Raw genomic sequence first — 20,857 nt, forward strand, 5'->3', positions numbered from 1 at the left:
CTTTGATGATTTTATCGATACTCGATCCCAAACAACCATTCCAAAACGATTATAGTCAGGTGGTGCAAGAACTCGTAAGTTTCTTGCGCTCTGGGCTGGGTGGAAATCTCCACAGTGTATATATTTACGGTAGCGTCGCGAGAAAAACAGCGGTTCCTTTTCGTTCTAATCTTGACGTGATTGTAGTGACGCACAACAGCTTTAACCAGCAGCGTACAACATTGTTCAACACGATAAGGTGGCGATTTCAAAAATCCTATCCTCATGTGACAGAAGTCAGCTTTAAAACCGCGTTAGTCAACGAGGTTGCCTCACTCGACAGTCTTTTTTCTTGGGGCTTTCTATTGCGCCACTGTGCAACGTGTGTGTATGGAGAGGATCTTTCTGAGTGTTTTGGTGATTACGAACCTAGCTGGGAGATCGCAAAGCACTGGAATATGGATGTTGAAGACTGGTTAGCGGTTTATCGCAACCGAATTGTTCGAGATAAAGAGAATGAAGTGCTTAAATCACAGCATATCATTGCTAAAAAAATGCTTAGAGCAAGTTATTCTTTGGTTATCCCTAAAGACCGAGCATGGTATGACTCGCCAATTGAATGTGGCAAACAATTCTTGCGATATCATCCTGAAATGCAAATAGAAATTGAACGTTTAGTGATCATGCTATCACAGCGAGTGATTGCTAAACGATCGATCATTGGCGTAATTGATTCATACGGCGAATGGTTGGCAAAGGAGTATAAAAAGACTGAATTTAGGATCGGTTAGCGATGCTAGAGATGCCTCACACAATTTGACGCAATTGATGTGTATCCCATGAGCCTAAGGCTAAAGTGCTACTTAAATTGATTCGACTCACAACTCGTTCCAAATTATTGATTTACTATCATATTTAAGTGTTATTCAAGGGCGAGCTACTAGGTTGTTGAGTATAGTCGGTCAGTACGTTGAAGGATTCAAAAAGTTATTAGCGGAACAGTTGCAAGCCATCAGGGAAGGGTTGCTTTGGATTCTGCCTTGCTTGATGATTATTTCCTTGATCCTATTCGTTGCCTCAATTGGTGAATTCATATTCGGTAAAGATGAAGCGTGGGTGAAAACCCTGTTTGAACTCCACTACTTCGTTAACGATCTTTTTCCTATCTTATTAACAGCGGCTCTGGCATTTATTCTCGCGATGCGATGGCGATTACCTCGTCCGCCTATAGCGTTGGTTTTGATCGTCTATCTGTCGCTGTTCAATCAGCTGTTTAGTGTTACTGGTAGTACAGTTGTTTTCGAGTTACTGATCTCTGTCATTACTCCACTCTATGCGGTCCCGTTGATCGCCTACATTTATGGACTTAGATGGATTAAGTTTGTCACCAACAATCATTTGGGACGAATTGTTAAAGAGTCACTCAATCTAATTTTACCTTGTATTATTGTCGGTATCGTCGTTCTGACGGTCAATGCCTCGATAATTTTAGCGATTGAATCGAGCAGTGTATTGACGTTGTTTTCTCTTAATTACGGCGATTCACCGTTGGAGTTTGGCGCTATTTTTGCCATGGTGAATTCGTTTTTCTGGTTCCTCGGCATTCATGGCTATTATGCATTGCTACCTTTAGTCGATATCTTACAAAATGCGGTGGGTGTCGCTCAGCTTGATTTAGTGACGAGTGGTACTACCGATTATTTTGTGAACCACTCGTTCATGGGAGTGTTTTCCTTTGTCGGTGGTGCAGGAGCAACGCTTGGACTAGTGGTTTCATTGCTACTGTTTAGTAATAACCGAGCTTATCGGCTGATCGCAATCGCGAGCTTGCCGCTGGGTATGTTGAATATCAATGAAGTATTGCTATTCGGCTTACCGATAATATTTAATCCACGGCTTTTTTTTCCTTTCCTACTTGCTCCTGTTGCCAATACCGTGGTTGCATACTTTGCTGTCAGTTTTGGTTTGGTTGCCCCTCCCGTAACAGGTATGCCTTTTAGTAGCCCAGTATTTGTTAATGCATGGATTGTGACGCAAGGGGATCTGAACGCCAGCTTATTGCAATTGTTCAATATTGGTGTTTCGTGCGTGATCTATACTCCGTTTGTATTGCTGATGAATCGGATGACGAGCGATAAAACGATATTGTTTTCATCACTGGATACCACATATTCACGCAGAGCCGAAGAAGCACATACTTTAAGTGATGATCGTGTTAGTCAGTTTGTGATAGCGAATAAACAGCAGCAGGATTTGGAACTTACATTACATACTTTCAGCGACAAAGAATTTTGCATGGAGTACCAACCGCAGATTTGCCGAGTTACCGGAAATGTCATTGGTTGTGAGGCGCTAATTCGTTCTATGGATAAGCAGGGCTGCATTGAATATCCCGGTATGTTTTTGCCTGCTTTTGAGCAAGCGGGATTGATGAAAGACATTGACCGTTGGGCAGTGACCCAAGTGGTTCATGATCTGAAAATTGCCATCGCAGAAGGGTGGGCAATCCCAACTAGTGTGAATTTGACGCCTGAAACCATATTGGATACTGAGTTGATGAATCAAATCACCGCATACATCAGCCGAGTTGGTGAGTATGTGAATGTAGAAATTACCGAAGAATCTCTGCTTAAAGACCGAGAAAAAGTATCGGCATCGTTGCATGCGTTGCATAAAGTAGGGGCTTCAATATATATCGATGATTTTGGCTCAGGTTTTTCTTCTCTTAGCTATCTCACCATGTTCGATGTTGATGCCATAAAAATTGATCGCAGTTTTATACACACCATTGAGAATGAAAAAGGTCAGAAGGTGTTCAATGGCTTGATCAGCGTCGCTCAAGATCTTGATTTATCGGTGGTGGTTGAAGGGGTAGAAACAGAGACACAATTAGAGCGTATTCCGTTGAGAAATCATCTTTCGATTCAAGGCTGGTATTACAGTAAATCCATTCCTTTGAAAGCATTGAGAAAATACATCGCAACGCGAAATGTCGTGAATGTTGAGTTAGAACAGTCCTAACTGAGGCTCGCTTAAGGTTTTAAAATCTAAGCCTATGAACGGTAAAATGGCTTCAGCTACAGGTTTGAGCTGCTTGTCGATGTAGTGTTGATAATCAATCCCACTTTTTAGGTACTCTTTTGGCTCTGGACCATTGAGAGTGATTAAGTACTCTATTTGCCCGCGATTTTGATATTGAAGCGGTCTACCAAGCTGAGCGTTGAGCTCATCTGCCATTCGTGCAGCCCTTACTTGTGGCGGAACATTTTTCTGATATTCACTGAGTTTGCGCCGCAGACGCTTTTGGTAAACCAGGCGATCATCGTAGATCCCCGCTAATGTATCTTCGACAAATTGACGGACAAATGTTGCTGGGTCTTCACCATGAAAGACCATAGAGTAAAGTTGCTGTTGGAAGGACTGTGCTAAGGGTGTCCAATCAGTTCGCGCGCTTTCTAATCCTTTGAATACGATCCGCTCCTGTTGCCCATCTTCGATTAAACCTGCGTAACGTTTTTTTGAACCGATCTCTTGCCCACGAATAGTTGGCATGAGGAATTTTTTGTAATGGGTCTCATACTCCAGTTCCAGTATCGAGTTAAGCCCGTACTCATCGGTTAAATGTTGCGTCCACCACTGGTTAATGTGAGACACTAACGCCGAGCCAATCTCATCTGCTTTTTGTTGAGAGAATTGCCCATTTAACGAAACAAAAGTCGAGTCTGTATCACCATAAATCACTTGGTAGCCTTTGGCTTCGATTAGCGTTTTGGTCTGCTTCATGATCTCATGGCCGCGCATAGTAATACTGGAAGCAAGGCGAGTGTCAAAGAAGCGGCAACCGGAAGATCCAAGCACCCCATAAAATGAGTTCATGATAATTTTAATTGCTTGAGAAAAGGCTTTCTCATTGTTGCGCTTGGCTTCATCGCGCGCAGCCCAGAGATTTTCAATCATTTCTGGTAAAAAATGATGATGGCGATGAAATTGACCGCCTCGGAATCCAGGTACCGCTTGATCTGAACCGATTCCTATTTCTAGTTTTAATCCATCTATTAACCCCATAGGGTCAATAAGAAATGAGCGAATGATTGCAGGGTATAGGCTTTTGAAATCGAGCACTAACACGGAATCATACAAATTCGGAATAGAGTCCATTACATATCCACCAGGGCTGGCAAGCCAGTCTTCAGGGTGGAGACTAGGGGCGACATAACCTGCCCGGTGAAGTCGTGGCAAATAGAGGTTGGTAAACGCGGCTACAGAGCCACCAATACGGTCGAGTTCGACCCCTGTTAGTTTGGATCTCTCGATAGCAAACTCTAGTAAGTGTGTATGGGAAAAAATCTTATTCACTAGCACACAATCTTGTAAGTTATAGCGTGCAAGAGATATTTTATCATGACGGAACATATGATTAATTTCTGCCATGCGATCGTGCACATTGTGGATCTGTTTGCCTTCGCCTAGCAACTCTTGTGATACAGACTCAAGTGACCAACGGCGAAAGTGATAGGTGGCCGTCTTGAGAGTATCAATACCATCCATCACCACGCGACCAGGAATGGATATAAACGCTTGTTGCGTGGTATTGGAAGTGCGGAAGTAGCTGGGTTGGTTAGCGCGCCCAAGTAGTAGCTTCATCTTATGCCACTCCGCGCGCTTGTGCAGTAAGCGAAAATCAAAGTCGATAACGTTCCAGCCAACGATGACATCAGGGTCGAATTGTTTGAACCAATCAATTAAAGCGACTAATAGATCTTTTTCATCTTTTACCCATTCGATTGGAGTATCAGGTGACGGTTGAGGCTCACCAATCATGATTACTCGGCTATCCATTGGGCTATCCAAACCGATGGAATACAAAATGCCTTTTTCTGAGCACTCGATATCTAAAGAGACCACGTTAAGTTGCGGTGAGTAATCAGATTTACGGCATTTTGCTTGCGTAATTCTGTGATAGTTATGCAAAGGAGTGCTGTTGCCAGTAAATTCCACACCGCCTTGAATAAAGCGTTCCATTAAATAGCGATCAGCTAAGCGAATATCACTTTCAAATGTATTGATATCTTGCAGTTCAAGTTCTTGCGCTAAATGTTGTGAGTCTTTGATGGTTCGGCAATAGCAAGCTGACAAATGCGTTTGGTCAAAATGCTTTAAGGCTAGAGGCTTGACCTCACAGGGTATATTGAGTTTTGCAGCAATACTGATGATTTGGTTGAGGCTTTCTTGTGCGACAAAAAATACTGTTTGTTCACCATTTATCAGTAATTGATAAGGTCCACGCTCGGTGGTCAGCCACAGTTCAACTTGCGTTGAACCTTGAATATCACGCGCTTGGCGAGTGAGTAGAAAGCCTTGCTGAATGGTCAACTATATATCCTGTGATTGGGCGGTTTATACCCGTCATACTTGAAGTTGCAGCGGTGTTGGCTGTGTTCGTGCGCCCCAATCACATAGTTCACCTATGCTCAGGGGACTTTCTTACTTGCCGCCTACCTGCATCTTCAAGTTTTTTGGGTATATAGCACCAATAAAAAAGGGCGATTGCTCGCCCTATAATAGTTTTCTGCTGTCAGAAGTAAATGATTAGAAGTGATCCATTGTCAATCGCTTCTAGAAGTAGAGGTAAGCGGTTAACTTACCACTCAGTTCTTCTTCACCCCAATGTAGGTAACTAACTTGGCTGCGCAAAGCGATATTGCGATCCAGTTGCCAATGCCAACTTGCGGTGGCTTTTGCATTTTGTTCAGCGTCACTGTCTACTAGGGCAAGATATTGACCTTGGACCGCAACGCGGTGGCTATCAGCGAGTTGGTAAACCATTCCTGCTTCGATACCGCCACCTAAGGTTGCGTCATAATCTGTCAGCTCACCACCACTGATTTCCCCAGAAAGTAGACCGTAAAAATGCAAAGACTCGGCATCTCCCCAGGCTTTTCCGTAGCCACCTTGACCAAACCAACGGCTTTCCAATTTGCCATCGTTTGGCATGCGGTCAAAACCGATGCGAGCATTCCAAGCTAGGCTATCAAACACGCGGTTGCTTGGAGCTAGTGCCATGGCATCAATAAAATAGAAACGATCTAGACGCGAACTGCCTTGCTCATCAACACTTAACTGAGTATCTAAAAAGCTGATTTTTGCACCGGGAATAAAGCCCTTATGTGAGTCCAGCAAGTCGTGGTACGCAATTCGCCCTTCAAAGGTCATCATTGCGCCTAATTGGTCGCTGTATTGATAGCTGAGACCTGTACGAGCGGATGCGTGACCTTTCTCGGGTGATATCTCAGGTACAGGTACATCGCTAAATGGTGAGTCGACCTTAATGCGGCTTCGTTGGTACAACAATTCAGTTAAACGTTTGGCCGTGGGGTCGCGCTCTAATCCCACATCATATAGCTCAAAATTAAGCCATTCGTAGGCAAATTCAAGTATTGCTGCGCGTTCTTTGGCTGAGTATTGCTCGTCGTTAGGAAAATCCCCTTGTTTGGCTTGAATCGCTGCATCAAACAGTTCCGGGTTAATTTCGTTGGCTTGATGGAGCAGGCGAGTTCCGAACGATTCACGATAGGCAGGACGTTCGAGCAATTTCGCGCTGTTTAGAACCTCAACAGTGTCGGATGGAATTGCATGCAATGGGAACTGGTCAATCAATTGTAAGTCATCTCGGGCGAGTTCCAGTAGTGCCAACAGTTGATATGAACAGTTTTCGTCTAAGAAATAATAGTCAAACTCAGCGCGTTGCATTTCCCATAGGTGGAGCAAGATTCGCTCAACTTCTTGTTCATTTAGTTTGAGTTTGTATTCCCAAATATCGCGTGACTCAATGTCGTTATATTCACGCACTTTGCGGTAGTAGGGCATAACGGTAAAACGACCTGGATAACTGCCTACCAAACCTTTTACCGCGTATAGAGCCGCGTTATCTTGTGTTTCAGGTTCTGCTGCAAAATTGATAGCAAAAGCCACCAGCTCTTTATGACGAGTTTGATCTTTGGCATCAATTCTTAGCAGTGTATGACCAAACATCGATGAGGGATTGTTCATGAAGGCAGTTGGGAAAACCAATGTCATTCCCTCAGGGTCAAGTACCTCTCGCCATGTTTCAAGTTCTGGGCAATCTAGCAGCGTTTCTTTCCCAAGCTTAGATTGAATCCATGTATAGCGAGCCGGGTACTCACATCGCTTTTGAAGCGCGATAGACCCATCGTTGTTATACAGAGCGTCAATGGTTGCTTGTAGCTCATGCTCTGGCGATTTAGCTCCTTGCGGAGACAAATAGAACTCTTCACTATCGACCGTTCCTTTAAAGCCAGAAAAGGTGTTTGGGATATAGTGACCAAGCTTAAGCCAATAAGGGTCTTGAGCAAGCTGTTCTACATTGAGGGAAGTTGCCGAGAATGCAAAGGAAGACGCACATAACCCACATCCCATGAGTAGCGCTTTAGATATAACTGAAAGTTTCATTCAAATCCGTAGAACTGTCTTTGTATTTAGATAGTTGATCGCTCTTTCTTATTAAAGAGAAACAAAAGCGCTTAACTATTTAAACAGCTATAAAAAAGTGCCCAGAAGGGCACTTCAAACTCAAGCTAAGCTTAAATTAGATTGCGTAACCAACTAGAGCATCGTTTTGAGCTACTAGGTTGTTTAGGTTAGCAAATACTTCTTGAGAAGTTACGTTCTCTGATTTGAATACTTCTGCGAAGTTTTCTTGAGCTAGAGTGTTGAAAGCTGCTTTGTCTGCTTCTTGAACGCCCCATACTTCAGATAGAGTTGCTAGCGTTTCGCCTTCACCTTTCGCGATATCACGAGCAAGGTTGTCCATGTTGCCATCGATGAATAGTGCTAGCTTCTCAGAAGAAGAGATAGTACCAGTACCGTCACAACCTAGAGTACCAAAAGTGATACCGAAAGTTTGGTTGCCTGAAGTACCGTTGGTAGTTGCACCTAGCACTTTAAATACTTTGCCTGATTTGCCATCAAAAATCATAGTACCTAGACCACAACCGATGTCTTGATCAGCCATAGCAAATTGAGACAGAGGTAGTGTTGCAGCAAGAGCTGCCACCGCTAGTAGCTTTTTCATAATATGTCCTTAATCGTTATATAGAGCTAACATTTACTTGTTAGCATTCATGCGCATGATAATAAGAAATTATCATGGGGTGAAAAATAAATGAAATTGGTTTCATTTTCAATGAATGTTACAAAATAAAAAGAGATAAACGCCGTACTGTCTACATTCAATGCAACTAGAGGGTAACTTACTGATAGTAAAAATAATTGCAGTACTAACTTCATAACTGAAAATTAGTACTTGCTAAACTTTGCGTTTGCGCACATATTTCGGAGTGATGAATTTTTCATTTTTGAGTTAAACTAGGCAACTAGTTGCTATCCACTCTGATCAGTGGGTGCAGAACCAATTTTTAATAGTGTGGAGATACAAGTGTGATTAGTGTTTTCCTTGTAGATGATCACGAGCTGGTTCGCACAGGGATACGACGTATTATTGAAGACGTCCGTGGGATGAACGTAGCAGGGGAAGCTGTAAGCGGTGAAGACGCAGTAAAATGGTGTAGAAATAACCATGCTGACGTCGTACTAATGGATATGAATATGCCAGGTATTGGGGGGCTGGAAGCCACCAAAAAAATCTTGCGATTCAATCCGGATGTAAAAATCATCGTTTTAACTGTTCATACGGAAAATCCGTTTCCAACTAAAGTGATGCAAGCCGGTGCTGGTGGTTACTTAACTAAAGGTGCTGGTCCTGACGAAATGGTTAACGCTATTCGAGTAGTGAATAGCGGTCAGCGTTATATTTCGCCTGAAATAGCTCAACAGATGGCGTTAAGCCAGTTTTCACCAGCATCGGAGAATCCTTTCGCCGAGCTGTCTGAACGTGAGCTGCAAATAATGATGATGATTACCAAAGGGCAAAAAGTGACAGATATTTCTGAACAACTTAGCCTGAGTCCAAAAACGGTTAACAGTTACCGTTACAGACTGTTCGCCAAACTTGGCATCAGTGGTGACGTTGAGTTAACCCACCTCGCTATCCGGCACGGGATGCTAGATACCGAGACATTGTAGTGACCCCTTCTTTCGACTCGGTTTCTTTTTTAAAGACAGTCACCAATCAACCCGGCGTTTATCGTATGTATAACGCCGAGTTGGTTGTTATTTATGTTGGTAAAGCCAAAGATCTTAAAAAGCGTCTCACCAGCTATTTCCGCAAGCAAGTCGACAGTGAGAAAACCCGCGCATTGGTGAGTCATATTACCAAAATCGATGTGACGGTGACCCATACCGAGACAGAAGCGCTGATCCTTGAGCATAACTACATCAAGCAGTATTTGCCTAAGTACAACGTGCTGCTGCGTGATGATAAATCCTATCCCTATATCTTTATCAGTGCTCATAAGCACCCGCGTCTTTCGATGCATCGAGGGGCGAAAAAACGCAAAGGAGAATATTTCGGACCGTATCCAGACTCTGGTGCCGTGCGAGAAACGTTGCATCTTCTTCAGAAGATATTCCCCGTTCGTCAATGTGAAGATAGTGTTTACGGTAACCGTACTCGTCCTTGTTTGATGTATCAGATTGGTCGTTGTGCCGGACCGTGTGTTAGCACCATTATTTCCGATGACGAATATCAAGAATTGGTCGAATACGTCAGGCTTTTCTTGCGTGGCAAAGATAAGCAAGTCTTGGAAACCTTAGTCGGTAAGATGGAAGAGGCAAGCCGCGAGCTAAAATTTGAATCGGCGGCTAAGTTTCGTGACCAAATTCAAGCGATCCGCAGAGTTCAAGAGCAGCAGTTTGTTTCCGAAGACTCAATGGATGATCTTGATGTGTTAGGTTTTGCGCAAGAAAATGGCATCGCCTGCATTCATATCTTAATGATCCGCCAAGGTAAGGTATTAGGTAGCCGCAGTCATTTCCCTAAAATCCCTAGCGACACCACTAAGCAAGAAGTTTTTTACAGCTTCTTAAGCCAGTATTACTTGAATCATAATGAGGCAAGGACGGTACCTACGCGCATTATTTTGAATGAAGGTCTATTGAATGATGCATCGCCATTGCAAGAGGCTTTGTCTTCAATCGCCGGCAGAAAAGTCCAGTTTCATGTTAACCCTACTGGTACGCGTGCCCGTTATCTCAAGCTATCCAATACCAATGCTCTGACTGCGATAACCACCAAAATCAATCACAAGATGACCATATCCCAACGTTTTTCAGAGCTGAGAGAATTATTAGATTTAGAATCGATTCAACGGATGGAATGCTTTGATATCTCGCACACGATGGGAGAAAGTACTATCGCATCTTGTGTTGTATTCAATCTTGAGGGGCCCGTGAAGCAAGAATACCGCCGATATAATATCAAGGGTATTACTGGTGGGGATGATTACGCAGCGATGGGGCAGGCGTTAGAGCGTCGATATGCCAAGCAATTAGATATTGAGAAAATTCCCGATATTGTTTTTATTGATGGTGGTAAAGGTCAGCTCAATCGGGCACATGAAGTGATTGGTCAATATTGGACTGATTGGCCCAAGCGTCCACGATTGATTGGTATTGCAAAAGGCGTGACGAGGAAGCCAGGTTTAGAAACGCTGATCACAACAGATGGTGATGAGTTTCACCTCCCCAGTGATGCTCCAGCATTGCATTTGATGCAGCATATTAGAGACGAGAGCCATAATCACGCGATTGCCGGACATCGCGCGAAGCGAGGAAAAACACGGCGTACCAGTGCGTTAGAAGGCATAGAAGGTGTCGGACCTAAACGACGACAAGCACTTCTAAAGTATATGGGGGGTTTGCAAGAGTTAAAACGAGCAACTGTTGAAGAAATCACCAAAGTGCCGGGCATTAGTCATTCTTTAGCAGAAAATATTTATCAAGCATTGAAACAATAGTAAAAATCGAGCACCATAAGAGCCTGTTTTTAGGCAGCAAACAGCGCGCACCATAAGAGCTAATAAATATGCGTTTCAACATCCCTAACATTCTCTCTTTACTACGACTTTTTCTTATTCCAGTTTTTGTCGTAGCGTTTTACTTACCTTATAGTTGGGCACCATTTGCTGCAGCTATGATTTTTTGGGTGGCAGGTTTTACTGATTGGCTAGATGGTATGCTGGCTCGAAAACTAGGGCAAACCTCGCGATTTGGAGCGTTTATTGACCCAGTAGCAGATAAAGTGCTTGTTGCAACGGCTCTGATTTTGATTACTGATCATTATCATAGTATATGGATTACCATTCCAGCGGTAACCATGATAGGTCGCGAAATTATTATTTCTGCGTTGCGTGAGTGGATGGCAGAAATAGGTAAGCGCGCAAATGTGGCAGTATCATGGGTAGGAAAATTTAAAACATTAGCTCAGATGTTTGCATTGTGGGTGCTAATTTGGCGTTATGATGATTGGATGGTTTGGGTAGGCTACGCCGCTATCTATATCGCTACATTTTTAACGTATTGGTCAATGGCACAATATTTAATGGCTGCGAAAGATGATCTGCTTAGTGAAGAGCATCAATAACAAAAAATTGATAAAACGGGCGCATGCCCGTTTTTATTATCTGAATCTAGAATGTGTTTAAAAGTCATCAAATTAAGCTATTGAAATGAAGAAAAGTAAGTAAATAGAGCACTATTGATGGTAATTTGGCCAAACGATTTAAAATTCAAAAATTAGTGTTGACTCATAAGAGTGAATCCGTAAAATGCATCCCGTACCCAAGAGCAACTCAGTGAGATGCTTGGAAGGAACAAAACGGCGCCTTGGCAGAGTGGCTATGCAGCGGATTGCAAATCCGTGGACCTCGGTTCGACTCCGGGAGGCGCCTCCATCTCTCTTCTTAGAGAGAATGCGACACTAGCTCAGTTGGTAGAGCGCAACCTTGCCAAGGTTGAGGTCATCGGTTCGAACCCGATGTGTCGCTCCAAATTTTACCGGAATTGACTTTGAAGTTGATTGCGAAGATGGTGTCTCCATTACAAATTTAGATTTGTGTGCCCTGGTGGTGGAATTGGTAGACACAAGGGATTTAAAATCCCTCGGCGTTCGCGCTGTGCCGGTTCAAGTCCGGCCCGGGGCACCATCTAACCTAATCAGTACAACATGGACGATATGTGTAATGTTGTCAGGTTGAATCAATAAGATTCAGCACAAATTTAATGCCTCGACAATCGTCGGGGCATTTTTGTATCTAGTGATTCCTTTCCCACGAATAAAAACTCACTCTCACGTTAGCGTTATCGCTTGTTTGAATTACGATAATTGGTTGTCATACATATAGTATAAATTTGAAACGTGTGAAACAGTAAGCATAGAACTTGACTTGCTACACAGGGTCGATGAGTAGGCGTACACAATCCCCTAAAACGTTGTTAATCGGAGCGCATTTAACCTAACATATTGTTGTTAAATAACATATTGGGCACAGTGGATACGTATGGTTGACTTGCTACACTTAGTGGCGACGCAATTTGGGTTCCTATAACATGCAGGTGGAGACATTAGTCATATGCATTATTCCCTTAAGTCAGAGTGTTGTGACTGTTGCTTCACTGCGTATCAAGAATTTTGCTCACATGGAATATGCTCGGTTCTAGAAGAGCATGAAACTACGTCGCCGCAGGGTATGCTTAAATGATCGCATTGGCAAAAAGGTTAACAGTTAGTCAAACTCTGTTTCTATCTCATCTTTTGCTCGCGCTGTTAATAATTTCTGGTATGAGTGTTGCCAGGTATCAGAGTGAGTGGCACCGGCAGGTTAACTTCTCTGCTGTGCTCGCCAAGCAGTCTCTTCAATCGCAAATACACATGTTTTCTACCGCTGTTTCTAGAGAGAACTATGCTTCGATGACTTTGTCCTCAACGGTAGATACGTTGTCGGCTATCGAAAATGCATTATTTGTAGAAGTGAGCGGAACATCAGACTATTCAGATAAGTCGATTACTGTCCGCTATATTCCGTCAGCGAGAGCTGTGTGGCGAACTGACGTGGTCCTCGGTGAAATGACTGCATCGATTGAACATATAAATAAGCTAGAAGAGCGCCTTAAAAGAGTTGAGTATCACAATACGCTTGAGTCGCGTAAGCTCAACTATTTGCTCGAAAAAGCGCGCTCTGAACATCGATTACTTGAAGATAGTGACGCAATGGTCGCGTCTTCTTCTGTGGATTGGAAAAAACCGTCAAGCGTAAAAGAAGACTATTTTCTTGATGATAAAAATTATGTATTGCACGTTGTTTTACCTCTACGCAATAAAAATGGTGGCTCAATATGGGCGGTGTTTGATGCTCAAGAGTTAAAAGATGTGAGGAGTACTTTGACTGACTCTATCGCACTCGAGGCGTTAATCGCGTTGTTGGTTGCATTATCTATTGTTTTTTGGGTCGCTCATTGGATCGTTCATCCACTAAAAAAATTAGCGAAAAGTATGGGCGGCTCTGTGAGTTATCGCAATCTTGGCGCGCTTCCGGAATTAGATCGTCATGACGAAATTGGTCAGTTAGCTCAAGCTTATCGAGGTTTGCTATTAAAAATTGATCAGCAGTTAGATTCACTGCGAGCTAAATCAGATGCTGACTCTTTGACCGGGCTCGGTTCTCGATATAAATACGCTCGAACGGCGACCTCTTATATTCAGCGCAATGTAAGCGAGGGTAAAGTCGTTGGCTTGATGATATGTGACATCGATAATTTTAAAGCCTACAACGATATTTATGGGCACATGCAAGGTGATAACGCGTTAGTCAATGTCGCGACTCAGCTTCAAGCTCCACTCACCAATGTGGATATGGCATTTCGCTACGGTGGGGAAGAGTTCGTCATTCTGTGCAGTCGACACAATAGAAATGAACTTGAAAGAGTGAGTGAGTTGTTAAGACGCTCAGTGGAAAACAGTAACTTGTTTCACAGCGGCAATCCTATCTTCAAAAAAATCACCGTTTCTATCGGTGCTTCCTTCGCTCATATTGATAGCCTAAATTCTGACGATATCGATTTCCAACACTTGGTTGAGTCTCTATTTACTACCGCAGATAATGCGCTATATGAAAGTAAAAGAGCAGGGCGTAATCGTTCTGCTTGGGCAAATGTTTTTAGTACCAAAGTAACAGTGATTTACTCTAAGCTAAGAGCTAAGCGATAGATATTACCAGCGTCTGTGGAAAAAATAATGTCACCAGCAGGCGTAACAACAAGCGAGCGAACTCTCTCTCCTAAGTCTTGTAAAATTCTCTGCTCATCAATGGCGTTGTTGCCTGATAAAGTGATGACGTTTATATGCGCTAGTTTAAGTGAACCTATAATGAGTTTATTTTTTAAATTGGGATAGCGCTCGCCGCGGTACAGGATCATGCTACTTGGTGCGATAGATGGCACGTAAACTTTTTTCGGTGAGGCAATGCCTTCCATTTCTTCGCTTTGTCCAACTTGGACTGGTCCCCAATATTCTTTGCCGTGAGAAGTTATAGGCCAACCGTAATTCTTCCCTTTCAAAATAAGATTTATCTCATCACCACCTCTTGGACCATGTTCTATAGACCACAGTTGATTGGTTTTACCATCGTGGAATAAACCTTGTGGATTTCGATGTCCATAGCTCCATATAGCACTCGCTATTTCCCCATGCTCAAAGAATGGATTTGATTTCGGAATGCTACCGTCTGGATTTAGTCGCATGATACTTCCAGCGTGGGTTTGTAAATTTTGACCATTTGACCGCATACCACGATCACCAACGGAGAAGTAAATATACTCTTTGTCGAAGGTAATGCGACTACCAAAATGTTGCCCTAAGGTTGATCCTGATTGCGTGACGAATATGTCGGTTAAATTGATTAATTTGTTTTCTTCTAGTACCGCTTTAGCAAGTAAGGTTTCAATGCCTGTGCTAGTGTCGCGGCTATAAGTGAAATAATAAGTATTGGCTTCAAATGGGGAGCGGGCCACATCAAGTAATCCACCTTGACCTTTGGCGATAACATGAGGGAAATGTATAAGTTTTTTGTATTGACCTGATAGATGGTTAAGTATCCCAACTCGTCCATTGCGCTCAGTGACTAATAAGTGTTGTTCATCCACTACTGCCATACCCCAAGGAACGTCAAGCTTAGAAGTAATCATATGAGCCTGCCACGCCTTTGCATCAACAGCGCTAGCAACTAAAAGTAACAGCAGTATGTTAACTATCTTCATATAAACGCCATCCATAGCAAGGTGTGATGTTGTTATCTTAGCAAATTGGACGTAAAGCAAATACTAATCAATAGCATTAAAGTAATTTGTGAAACAACTTGAACTAAGTGCATATGTTGATTAATATGACGAAGCGTCAGAAATGACGAGTCGTCATAAAATGAGTTCGGTAGAGAGATCGAACCGTGTTATAATACGAAGGTCAGGGAGTACGGATATACGGGCAAAGAAAATCATGTTTGGTTTCAGCTGTAAAAATAAAGAGCAAAAAAATGTCACAGGTTGTTCGTTTGGGTTGAGTAAAAAACAACAATCCATCGCCGATCGCGAAGTAGAACTTGTGTTACTTGCTAAGTCTTTGGTTCAAGAACAAGGCTTTAGTAATTTAACCATGGATAAATTAACGGCATTAAGTCCTTATTCAAAGGGGACGATCTACAATCATTTTTGCAGCAAAGAAGATGTGATTATAGCGTTGTGTATTCACTCACTCAAATCAGAGGCTGTACTATTCTCAAGGACTAACCAGTTCAGTGGTAGTACGCGTGAGCAGGTCGTTGCCATGCATGTTAGTTACCGCATATATGCTCGAATGGAGCCGGTGTTATCAACATGTGCGATAATGGCAAAAAGCCCTTGGGTTCTAGAAAAAGCCTCGCCTGCACGAGTGAAAGAGATGAATGAGTTGGAAGAACAAGTCGTAGCGTATGCTGACGGATTAGTTCTGCAGGCTGTAGAGGCTGGTGATCTTAGATTTTCGTCAGGCATAGGCTCAGACTCAATTGTATTTGCTAACTGGGCCATTGCTTTTGGTTCCAATGCGTTAGCTCAAAATGCTTCTCGCAGCCATTGTATTAAGCGGTTACAAGATCCTTTCACCGTACTAAATAACGCTAATATGTTACTTGATGGTCTCAACTGGAAGCCTCTTTCAACTCAGTGGGATTATCGGAAAACGTGGCAGCGAGTTGAGCGAGAACTATTTAGAGAAGAAATTGAGTTCCTTGACTCTATAGGTCGTTAGAGCATCAAAGCCCTTAGGGGCTTTTAAAATGACCGTTTATGACGAATCGTCACTTTTGATGTGGTTGAAGTTTTTAATTTGACCAACACAGTCAGTTCACTAATTAGCCATGTTTTTTGGCTTTTTATTTGAACTATTTTGACGAAACGTCACAAATGGAGAGTGTGATGAACACGACTAACCCCAATTCTAAAGCTTGGTTTACATGGCCAACGCGCTTTACTTGGTGGGTAATAACCCTAACGATGTTACTGGTTGTTGCTGCCACAATAGGTGGGAAAAACCTGTACTTTGAAGGCGACTATGAAGTCTTCTTTGATGGTGAAAATAAACAGCTACAAGCATTTGATGAAATACAAGCGACTTTCTCTAAGTCAGATAACATTTCGATAGTGGTTGCACCAAGTGATCGAAATATTTTTTCTAAGCAAACTCTGACGCTTATCCAGCAGTTCACTGAAGATGCTTGGCAAATCCCATACTCTAGCCGTGTCGATTCATTATCAAACTTTCAGCATACTGAAGCGGTTGAAGACGATTTATTGGTAGAAGATCTATTATTCGAGGAATATTCTCACACCTCTGAAAGGATCGAACGAGTAAAACAAATCGCCTTTGATGAGCCTGCATTGGTTGGCTCAATGATTTCTCATGCAGGTGATGTATCTGTAATTAATGTCACCATCCAAATGCCGGAAGTCGACAAAACCGCCGAATCGGTTGAGGTCATTGAGTTTGTCGACCAGCTTATCGAGAAGTATCAGACCCTTTATCCAGATGTCGACTTCTACAAAGCTGGTGTGGTTGCCCTAAATGATGCATTTATGGTCGCCGCTCAAGATGATAGCGCAACGCTAGTTCCGGCAATGTTCCTAGTGATCCTGTTCTTTCTTACCTTAATGCTTCGCTCGATTCTTAGTGTGCTTGCCACTCTTGTTGTGATTATCGGCTCGGTGGCGGCAACAATGGGGTTGACGGGATGGGCTGGGATGTTCATTACCACCGCAACCGTCAATATCCCTACATTGGTGATGACGTTAGCAGTCGCTGACTGTGTGCATGTCATTGCCACCATGCGCCAACGGATGAAATCAGGCGATGACAAGGTACATGCCATCAATCACAGCATTGCAATCAATGCGTTACCGATATTCATCACTTCTATCACGACGGCAATTGGCTTTCTAATGATGAACATGTCGGATTCACCGGTTTTGCGTGATTTCGGCAATGTCGCGGCGCTGGGGGTAATGTTGGCTTGTGTACTTTCAATGACCTTGCTACCGGCATTATTGAAAGTGTTACCGATAAAAGTTCAAAGCGAACCAGATTCAAACAAACAAAATCCAAGTTTCATGGATAAGTTGGCAAATACCGTCGTGGCGTATCGAACTGTGTTGTTGCCCGTATCGATGGCTGTTATCGCCTTAGCGGCGGCGGCGATCCCATTAAACAAAGTGAATGATGACTCGGTAAAATACTTTGATCAAAGCAGTGAGTTTCGTCAAGCGGCTGATTTTATGGAACAACGTATCAGCGGTATGACCAATATCAGTATTGCGATTAAAACGGGTGACTCACAAGGTGTGGCTGCGCCAGAGTTAATCACAGCCTTGGGTGATTTTACTCAGTGGCTTCGTGCTCAACCAGAAACTGATCATGTCGCTTCGCTGTCTGATACCTACAAGCGATTAAACAAAAACATGCATAGCGATCAGGATAGCTATTATCGTCTGCCGGATCAGCGTGAATTGGCGGCACAGTATCTTCTGTTATATGAAATGTCATTGCCGTTTGGTTTAGATCTAAATAATCAAATTAATATCGACAAGTCTTCAGTGAAGGTGGTGGTTACGACTAAGAATCTTGGCAGCGTTGAATTAGTCGATCTTGAACAGCGTATCTACCAGTGGTTCGCCAGCAATGCACCGCAGTATCAAGTAGTCGCGTCTAGCCCAAATTTGATGTTTGCTCATATTGGCGAAACGAACATGGCAAGTATGTTAACTACGCTACCTATCACCTTATTAATGATATCAGCATTAATGGTTTTTTCTTTGAAATCATTTCGACTGGGCCTAATTAGTCTAATGCCAAATGTCGCTCCCGCCATTATTGGTTTTGGTCTTTGGGCGTTAATTTCTGGCGAAATTAACCTTGGTCTATCCGTAGTGGTGACATTGACTCTAGGCATTGTTGTTGATGATGCTGTTCATTTTCTCTCCAAATATCAACGTGCGAGAAAAATGGGACAAAACGCAGAGCAAGCGGTTCGATATGCCTTCCACACAGTTGGTCGCGCTTTATGGATTACGACAGTAGTACTGGTTGCGGGTTTCTCTGTCTTGGCGATGTCGAGCTTTAGGCTAAATTCCGATATGGGCCTACTGAGTGCGATTGTCGTCTTCATCGCTTTGGTGGTGGATTTCATTTTCCTACCAGCATTGTTGATGAAGTTTGATAAAGCTGAATATCCAGCAATAGAGGATCAGCCTCGATCTGACAACACGCCACTTTCACCTGTAAACAGCTAAGCAGAATTTAGAAGGAATTAGACAATGAAAATGATGGCTAAAAAATGGGTCAAAACTCTCGCGCTGGCTTCGATAGCTGCGGTTAGTTTAAGTAATATGGTATATGCAAATGTTGAGCGAGGTCTTGAGATTGCCAAAGAGCGTAAAGCTCGAGACGAAGGATGGGGTGACTCTATCGCAACGATGGAAATGATACTCACCGACTCGCAAGGAGCCAGCAGTACGCGTTTGATGCGTTTGAAAAATTTTGAAATGCATGGTGATGGTGACAAAGGTTTGACCATTTTTGACCAGCCTAGGGATGTAAAAGGTACCGCATTTTTGAATCATTCGCATATTTCAGAAGCTGATGATCAATGGTTATATCTTCCAGCGTTAAAGCGCGTAAAGCGCATCTCATCGCGCAATAAGTCGGGTCCCTTTATGGGCAGTGAATTTTCATACGAAGATCTCAGTTCGTTTGAACTAGAAAAATACAGCTTCAGCTTTGTTAAAGATGAGCGATTAGGCGACGTATCAACCTTTGTTTTAGAGCAGATCCCCACAGATAAGCATTCTGGTTATACCAAGCAAATTACTTGGCTTGATAGCGAGCATTATCGACCGCTTAAAGTCGAATTTTATGATCGACGTGGTGCGATATTGAAAACCCTTACCTTTAGTGACTACCAGCAGTATCTAAGTAAGTACTGGCGAGCGCATAAGATGGTGATGGTTAATCACCTGTCTGGAAAGAGTACCGAACTGAAAACTAGCGCTTTGGAGTTTCAAACAGGGCTAACGGAGAAAGACTTCCAAAAGAATGTTCTTAAACGTGTTAGGTAGGGGGGAGCATGAGGCAAAGTGGTATCTCTATACACAATAAAATAGCCAGTGGTTTTTTATTCGCTGCACTCGTTTCTACTGCGAACGCTGTTGAGTTTGCTGGGCAAATTAACCTTGAACACCGTCAGTTTATTAGCGACGGTTTACAAGGGCAAAGCAATGAACAAACTTCATTGGTGGCACAGCCAGAGCTGTATTGGGAACTATTTGGTGGTGAAGCCAGTTTTACCTTTACCCCATTTTACCGTTACGACAGCTTAGATAGCGAACGTAGCCACGGTGATATTCGTGAAGCCTTGTATCTGACCTATTGGGATGACTATGAACTGCGAATCGGTATCAGCAAAGTGTTTTGGGGAGTGACAGAGTCCGCTCACTTGGTTGATGTCGTTAACCAAACAGATCAAATTGAATCGGTTGATGGTGAAGATAAGCTTGGCCAGCCCATGGTGCATTTCTCTGCAATAAAAGAGTGGGGCACTGTTGACGTGCTGTTGTTACCATATTTCCGAGAGCGCACGTTTGCCGGTGAAGATGGACGCTTACGTCCACTTATCCCTGTTTCAGGTCCAGCTATCTACGAGTCCACGCGCGAGCAGCAACATATTGATTATGCGTTGAGGTATAGCGTAATGCTGGATGATTGGGACCTTGGCTTGAGTTATTTCCAAGGAACGAATCGAGATCCATTCTATCAAGTTGTTGAACAAGGTACGGGGCAAGTTCTCGCTCCATATTATGCTCAGTCAAAGCAAGTGGGGCTTGATATTCAGGGAATTATCGGTGATTGGCTATGGAAGTTTGAAGGTGTCTATCGCGACAGTTTTGACCATCATACTGGCTTAGTTGGTGGCTTTGAATATACATGGGTCGGTGTATTCGGATCAATCTGGGATATAGGATTGATCTCTGAGTATCTATACGACAGTCGCGGTAATAATGCACAAACCATAGCGCAAAATGATCTGTTTGCTGGCAGCCGCTTTGTACTTAATGACGAAGCAGGAACCGAGTTTCTATTCGGAGTCACTCAAGATTTAGATCATAGCGACGTTTTCAACGCTAAATTGGAGGCAACAAGTCGACTAAATAATCACCTCAAATGGCGCTTAGATGCTTGGCTATTTGAAAATAATACTCCAACAGATTTACTCTATTTTGGGCGAAAAGATGATTTTGTTGAATTATCGTTAGAATATTACTTTTAGATATGCCTATATTTGATATAAATTAGTTTGAGTATAAAAATAAACTAAGGGAGCAG

Annotated in this window: 14 protein-coding genes and 3 tRNA genes; 13 read left to right on the forward strand and 4 right to left on the reverse strand. The window is 43.0% G+C overall.

The window, feature by feature from the left end; all coding sequences use genetic code 11:
• The first annotated feature begins 5 nt into the window (after nucleotides 1–5).
• Complete coding sequence (locus L4C38_RS14815; protein WP_428798334.1) at nucleotides 6–770, forward strand: nucleotidyltransferase domain-containing protein; 765 nt, start codon at nucleotides 6–8, stop codon at nucleotides 768–770.
• 154 nt (nucleotides 771–924) lie between these two features.
• Nucleotides 925–3,000, forward strand: coding sequence for an EAL domain-containing protein (locus L4C38_RS14820; RefSeq protein WP_428798335.1), 2,076 nt, complete (start codon nucleotides 925–927; stop codon nucleotides 2,998–3,000).
• Here the strand turns inward: L4C38_RS14820 and L4C38_RS14825 are convergent.
• From L4C38_RS14825 to L4C38_RS14835, 3 genes are all read right to left on the reverse strand, one after another.
• The gene (locus L4C38_RS14825; protein ID WP_428798336.1) at nucleotides 2,986–5,352 is read right to left on the reverse strand and encodes a DNA polymerase II; all 2,367 of its coding nucleotides are present in this window, start codon (nucleotides 5,350–5,352) and stop codon (nucleotides 2,986–2,988) included. The genes L4C38_RS14820 and L4C38_RS14825 overlap by 15 nt on opposite strands.
• A gap of 243 nt (nucleotides 5,353–5,595) precedes the next feature.
• Nucleotides 5,596–7,449, reverse strand: coding sequence for an Lnb N-terminal periplasmic domain-containing protein (locus tag L4C38_RS14830; protein WP_428798337.1), 1,854 nt, complete (start codon nucleotides 7,447–7,449; stop codon nucleotides 5,596–5,598).
• 136 nt (nucleotides 7,450–7,585) lie between these two features.
• A complete protein-coding gene (locus L4C38_RS14835; RefSeq protein WP_428798338.1) occupies nucleotides 7,586–8,071 on the reverse strand; it encodes a DUF3015 family protein in 486 nt (161 codons plus the stop codon).
• 365 nt (nucleotides 8,072–8,436) lie between these two features.
• Here L4C38_RS14835 and uvrY point away from each other — a divergent pair, with 365 nt between their 5' ends.
• The 7 genes from uvrY to L4C38_RS14870 all read left to right on the forward strand — a co-directional run bounded on the left by uvrY (nucleotide 8,437) and on the right by L4C38_RS14870 (nucleotide 14,161).
• Nucleotides 8,437–9,081, forward strand: coding sequence for a UvrY/SirA/GacA family response regulator transcription factor (gene uvrY, locus L4C38_RS14840; RefSeq protein ID WP_428798339.1), 645 nt, complete (start codon nucleotides 8,437–8,439; stop codon nucleotides 9,079–9,081).
• Nucleotides 9,081–10,913, forward strand: coding sequence for an excinuclease ABC subunit UvrC (uvrC, locus tag L4C38_RS14845; protein ID WP_428798340.1), 1,833 nt, complete (start codon nucleotides 9,081–9,083; stop codon nucleotides 10,911–10,913). Before uvrY ends, uvrC begins: the two co-directional genes overlap by 1 nt.
• Before the next feature lie 68 nt (nucleotides 10,914–10,981).
• Nucleotides 10,982–11,539 carry a CDP-diacylglycerol--glycerol-3-phosphate 3-phosphatidyltransferase gene (pgsA, locus tag L4C38_RS14850; protein ID WP_428798341.1) on the forward strand — a complete coding sequence of 186 codons (558 nt, stop codon included), beginning with the start codon at nucleotides 10,982–10,984 and terminating at the stop codon, nucleotides 11,537–11,539.
• 236 nt (nucleotides 11,540–11,775) lie between these two features.
• Nucleotides 11,776–11,849: transfer RNA gene (locus L4C38_RS14855), tRNA-Cys, on the forward strand.
• 20 nt (nucleotides 11,850–11,869) lie between these two features.
• Nucleotides 11,870–11,945 (forward strand) — tRNA-Gly (locus tag L4C38_RS14860).
• A gap of 69 nt (nucleotides 11,946–12,014) precedes the next feature.
• Nucleotides 12,015–12,101 (forward strand) — tRNA-Leu (locus tag L4C38_RS14865).
• Between the two features lie 551 nt (nucleotides 12,102–12,652).
• On the forward strand, nucleotides 12,653–14,161 hold the full coding sequence (locus L4C38_RS14870) for a sensor domain-containing diguanylate cyclase (RefSeq protein ID WP_428798342.1): 1,509 nt from the start codon (nucleotides 12,653–12,655) through the stop codon (nucleotides 14,159–14,161).
• Here the strand turns inward: L4C38_RS14870 and L4C38_RS14875 are convergent.
• Entirely contained in the window at nucleotides 14,134–15,210 is a 1,077-nt protein-coding gene (locus L4C38_RS14875) for a PQQ-dependent sugar dehydrogenase (RefSeq protein WP_428798343.1), read from the reverse strand. The two genes, L4C38_RS14870 and L4C38_RS14875, sit on opposite strands and share 28 nt — an antisense overlap.
• A 235-nt stretch (nucleotides 15,211–15,445) precedes the next feature.
• On the opposite strand from L4C38_RS14875, the gene L4C38_RS14880 reads away from it, so the two are divergent.
• The 4 genes from L4C38_RS14880 (at nucleotide 15,446) to L4C38_RS14895 (ending at nucleotide 20,801) form a co-directional block, all read left to right on the forward strand.
• Nucleotides 15,446–16,234 (forward strand): TetR/AcrR family transcriptional regulator, encoded by a 789-nt coding sequence (locus L4C38_RS14880; RefSeq protein ID WP_428798344.1) that lies wholly within the window; start codon nucleotides 15,446–15,448, stop codon nucleotides 16,232–16,234.
• 167 nt (nucleotides 16,235–16,401) lie between these two features.
• Complete coding sequence (locus L4C38_RS14885; protein WP_428798345.1) at nucleotides 16,402–18,768, forward strand: efflux RND transporter permease subunit; 2,367 nt, start codon at nucleotides 16,402–16,404, stop codon at nucleotides 18,766–18,768.
• Nucleotides 18,769–18,792: 24 nt separating this feature from the next.
• On the forward strand, nucleotides 18,793–19,593 hold the full coding sequence (locus tag L4C38_RS14890; RefSeq protein WP_428798346.1) for an outer membrane lipoprotein-sorting protein: 801 nt from the start codon (nucleotides 18,793–18,795) through the stop codon (nucleotides 19,591–19,593).
• A gap of 8 nt (nucleotides 19,594–19,601) precedes the next feature.
• Complete coding sequence (locus L4C38_RS14895) at nucleotides 19,602–20,801, forward strand: hypothetical protein (RefSeq protein ID WP_428798347.1); 1,200 nt, start codon at nucleotides 19,602–19,604, stop codon at nucleotides 20,799–20,801.
• Nucleotides 20,802–20,857: the final 56 nt, after the last annotated feature.

The organism is Vibrio kasasachensis, assembly GCF_050337565.1.
Taxonomy (GTDB): Bacteria; Pseudomonadota; Gammaproteobacteria; order Enterobacterales; family Vibrionaceae; genus Vibrio; species Vibrio kasasachensis.

Bases quoted from the DNA above. Each gene is read 5' to 3' on its own strand.
- L4C38_RS14815 (WP_428798334.1), top strand. From the start codon at position 6: ATGATTTTATCGATACTCGATCCCAAACAACCATTCCAAAACGATTAT.
- L4C38_RS14830 (WP_428798337.1), bottom strand. From the start codon at position 7,449: ATGAAACTTTCAGTTATATCTAAAGCGCTACTCATGGGATGTGGGTTA.
- L4C38_RS14835 (WP_428798338.1), bottom strand. From the start codon at position 8,071: ATGAAAAAGCTACTAGCGGTGGCAGCTCTTGCTGCAACACTACCTCTG.
- pgsA (WP_428798341.1), top strand. From the start codon at position 10,982: ATGCGTTTCAACATCCCTAACATTCTCTCTTTACTACGACTTTTTCTT.
- L4C38_RS14870 (WP_428798342.1), top strand. From the start codon at position 12,653: ATGATCGCATTGGCAAAAAGGTTAACAGTTAGTCAAACTCTGTTTCTA.
- L4C38_RS14875 (WP_428798343.1), bottom strand. From the start codon at position 15,210: ATGAAGATAGTTAACATACTGCTGTTACTTTTAGTTGCTAGCGCTGTT.
- L4C38_RS14880 (WP_428798344.1), top strand. From the start codon at position 15,446: ATGTTTGGTTTCAGCTGTAAAAATAAAGAGCAAAAAAATGTCACAGGT.
- L4C38_RS14885 (WP_428798345.1), top strand. From the start codon at position 16,402: ATGAACACGACTAACCCCAATTCTAAAGCTTGGTTTACATGGCCAACG.
- L4C38_RS14890 (WP_428798346.1), top strand. From the start codon at position 18,793: ATGAAAATGATGGCTAAAAAATGGGTCAAAACTCTCGCGCTGGCTTCG.
- L4C38_RS14895 (WP_428798347.1), top strand. From the start codon at position 19,602: ATGAGGCAAAGTGGTATCTCTATACACAATAAAATAGCCAGTGGTTTT.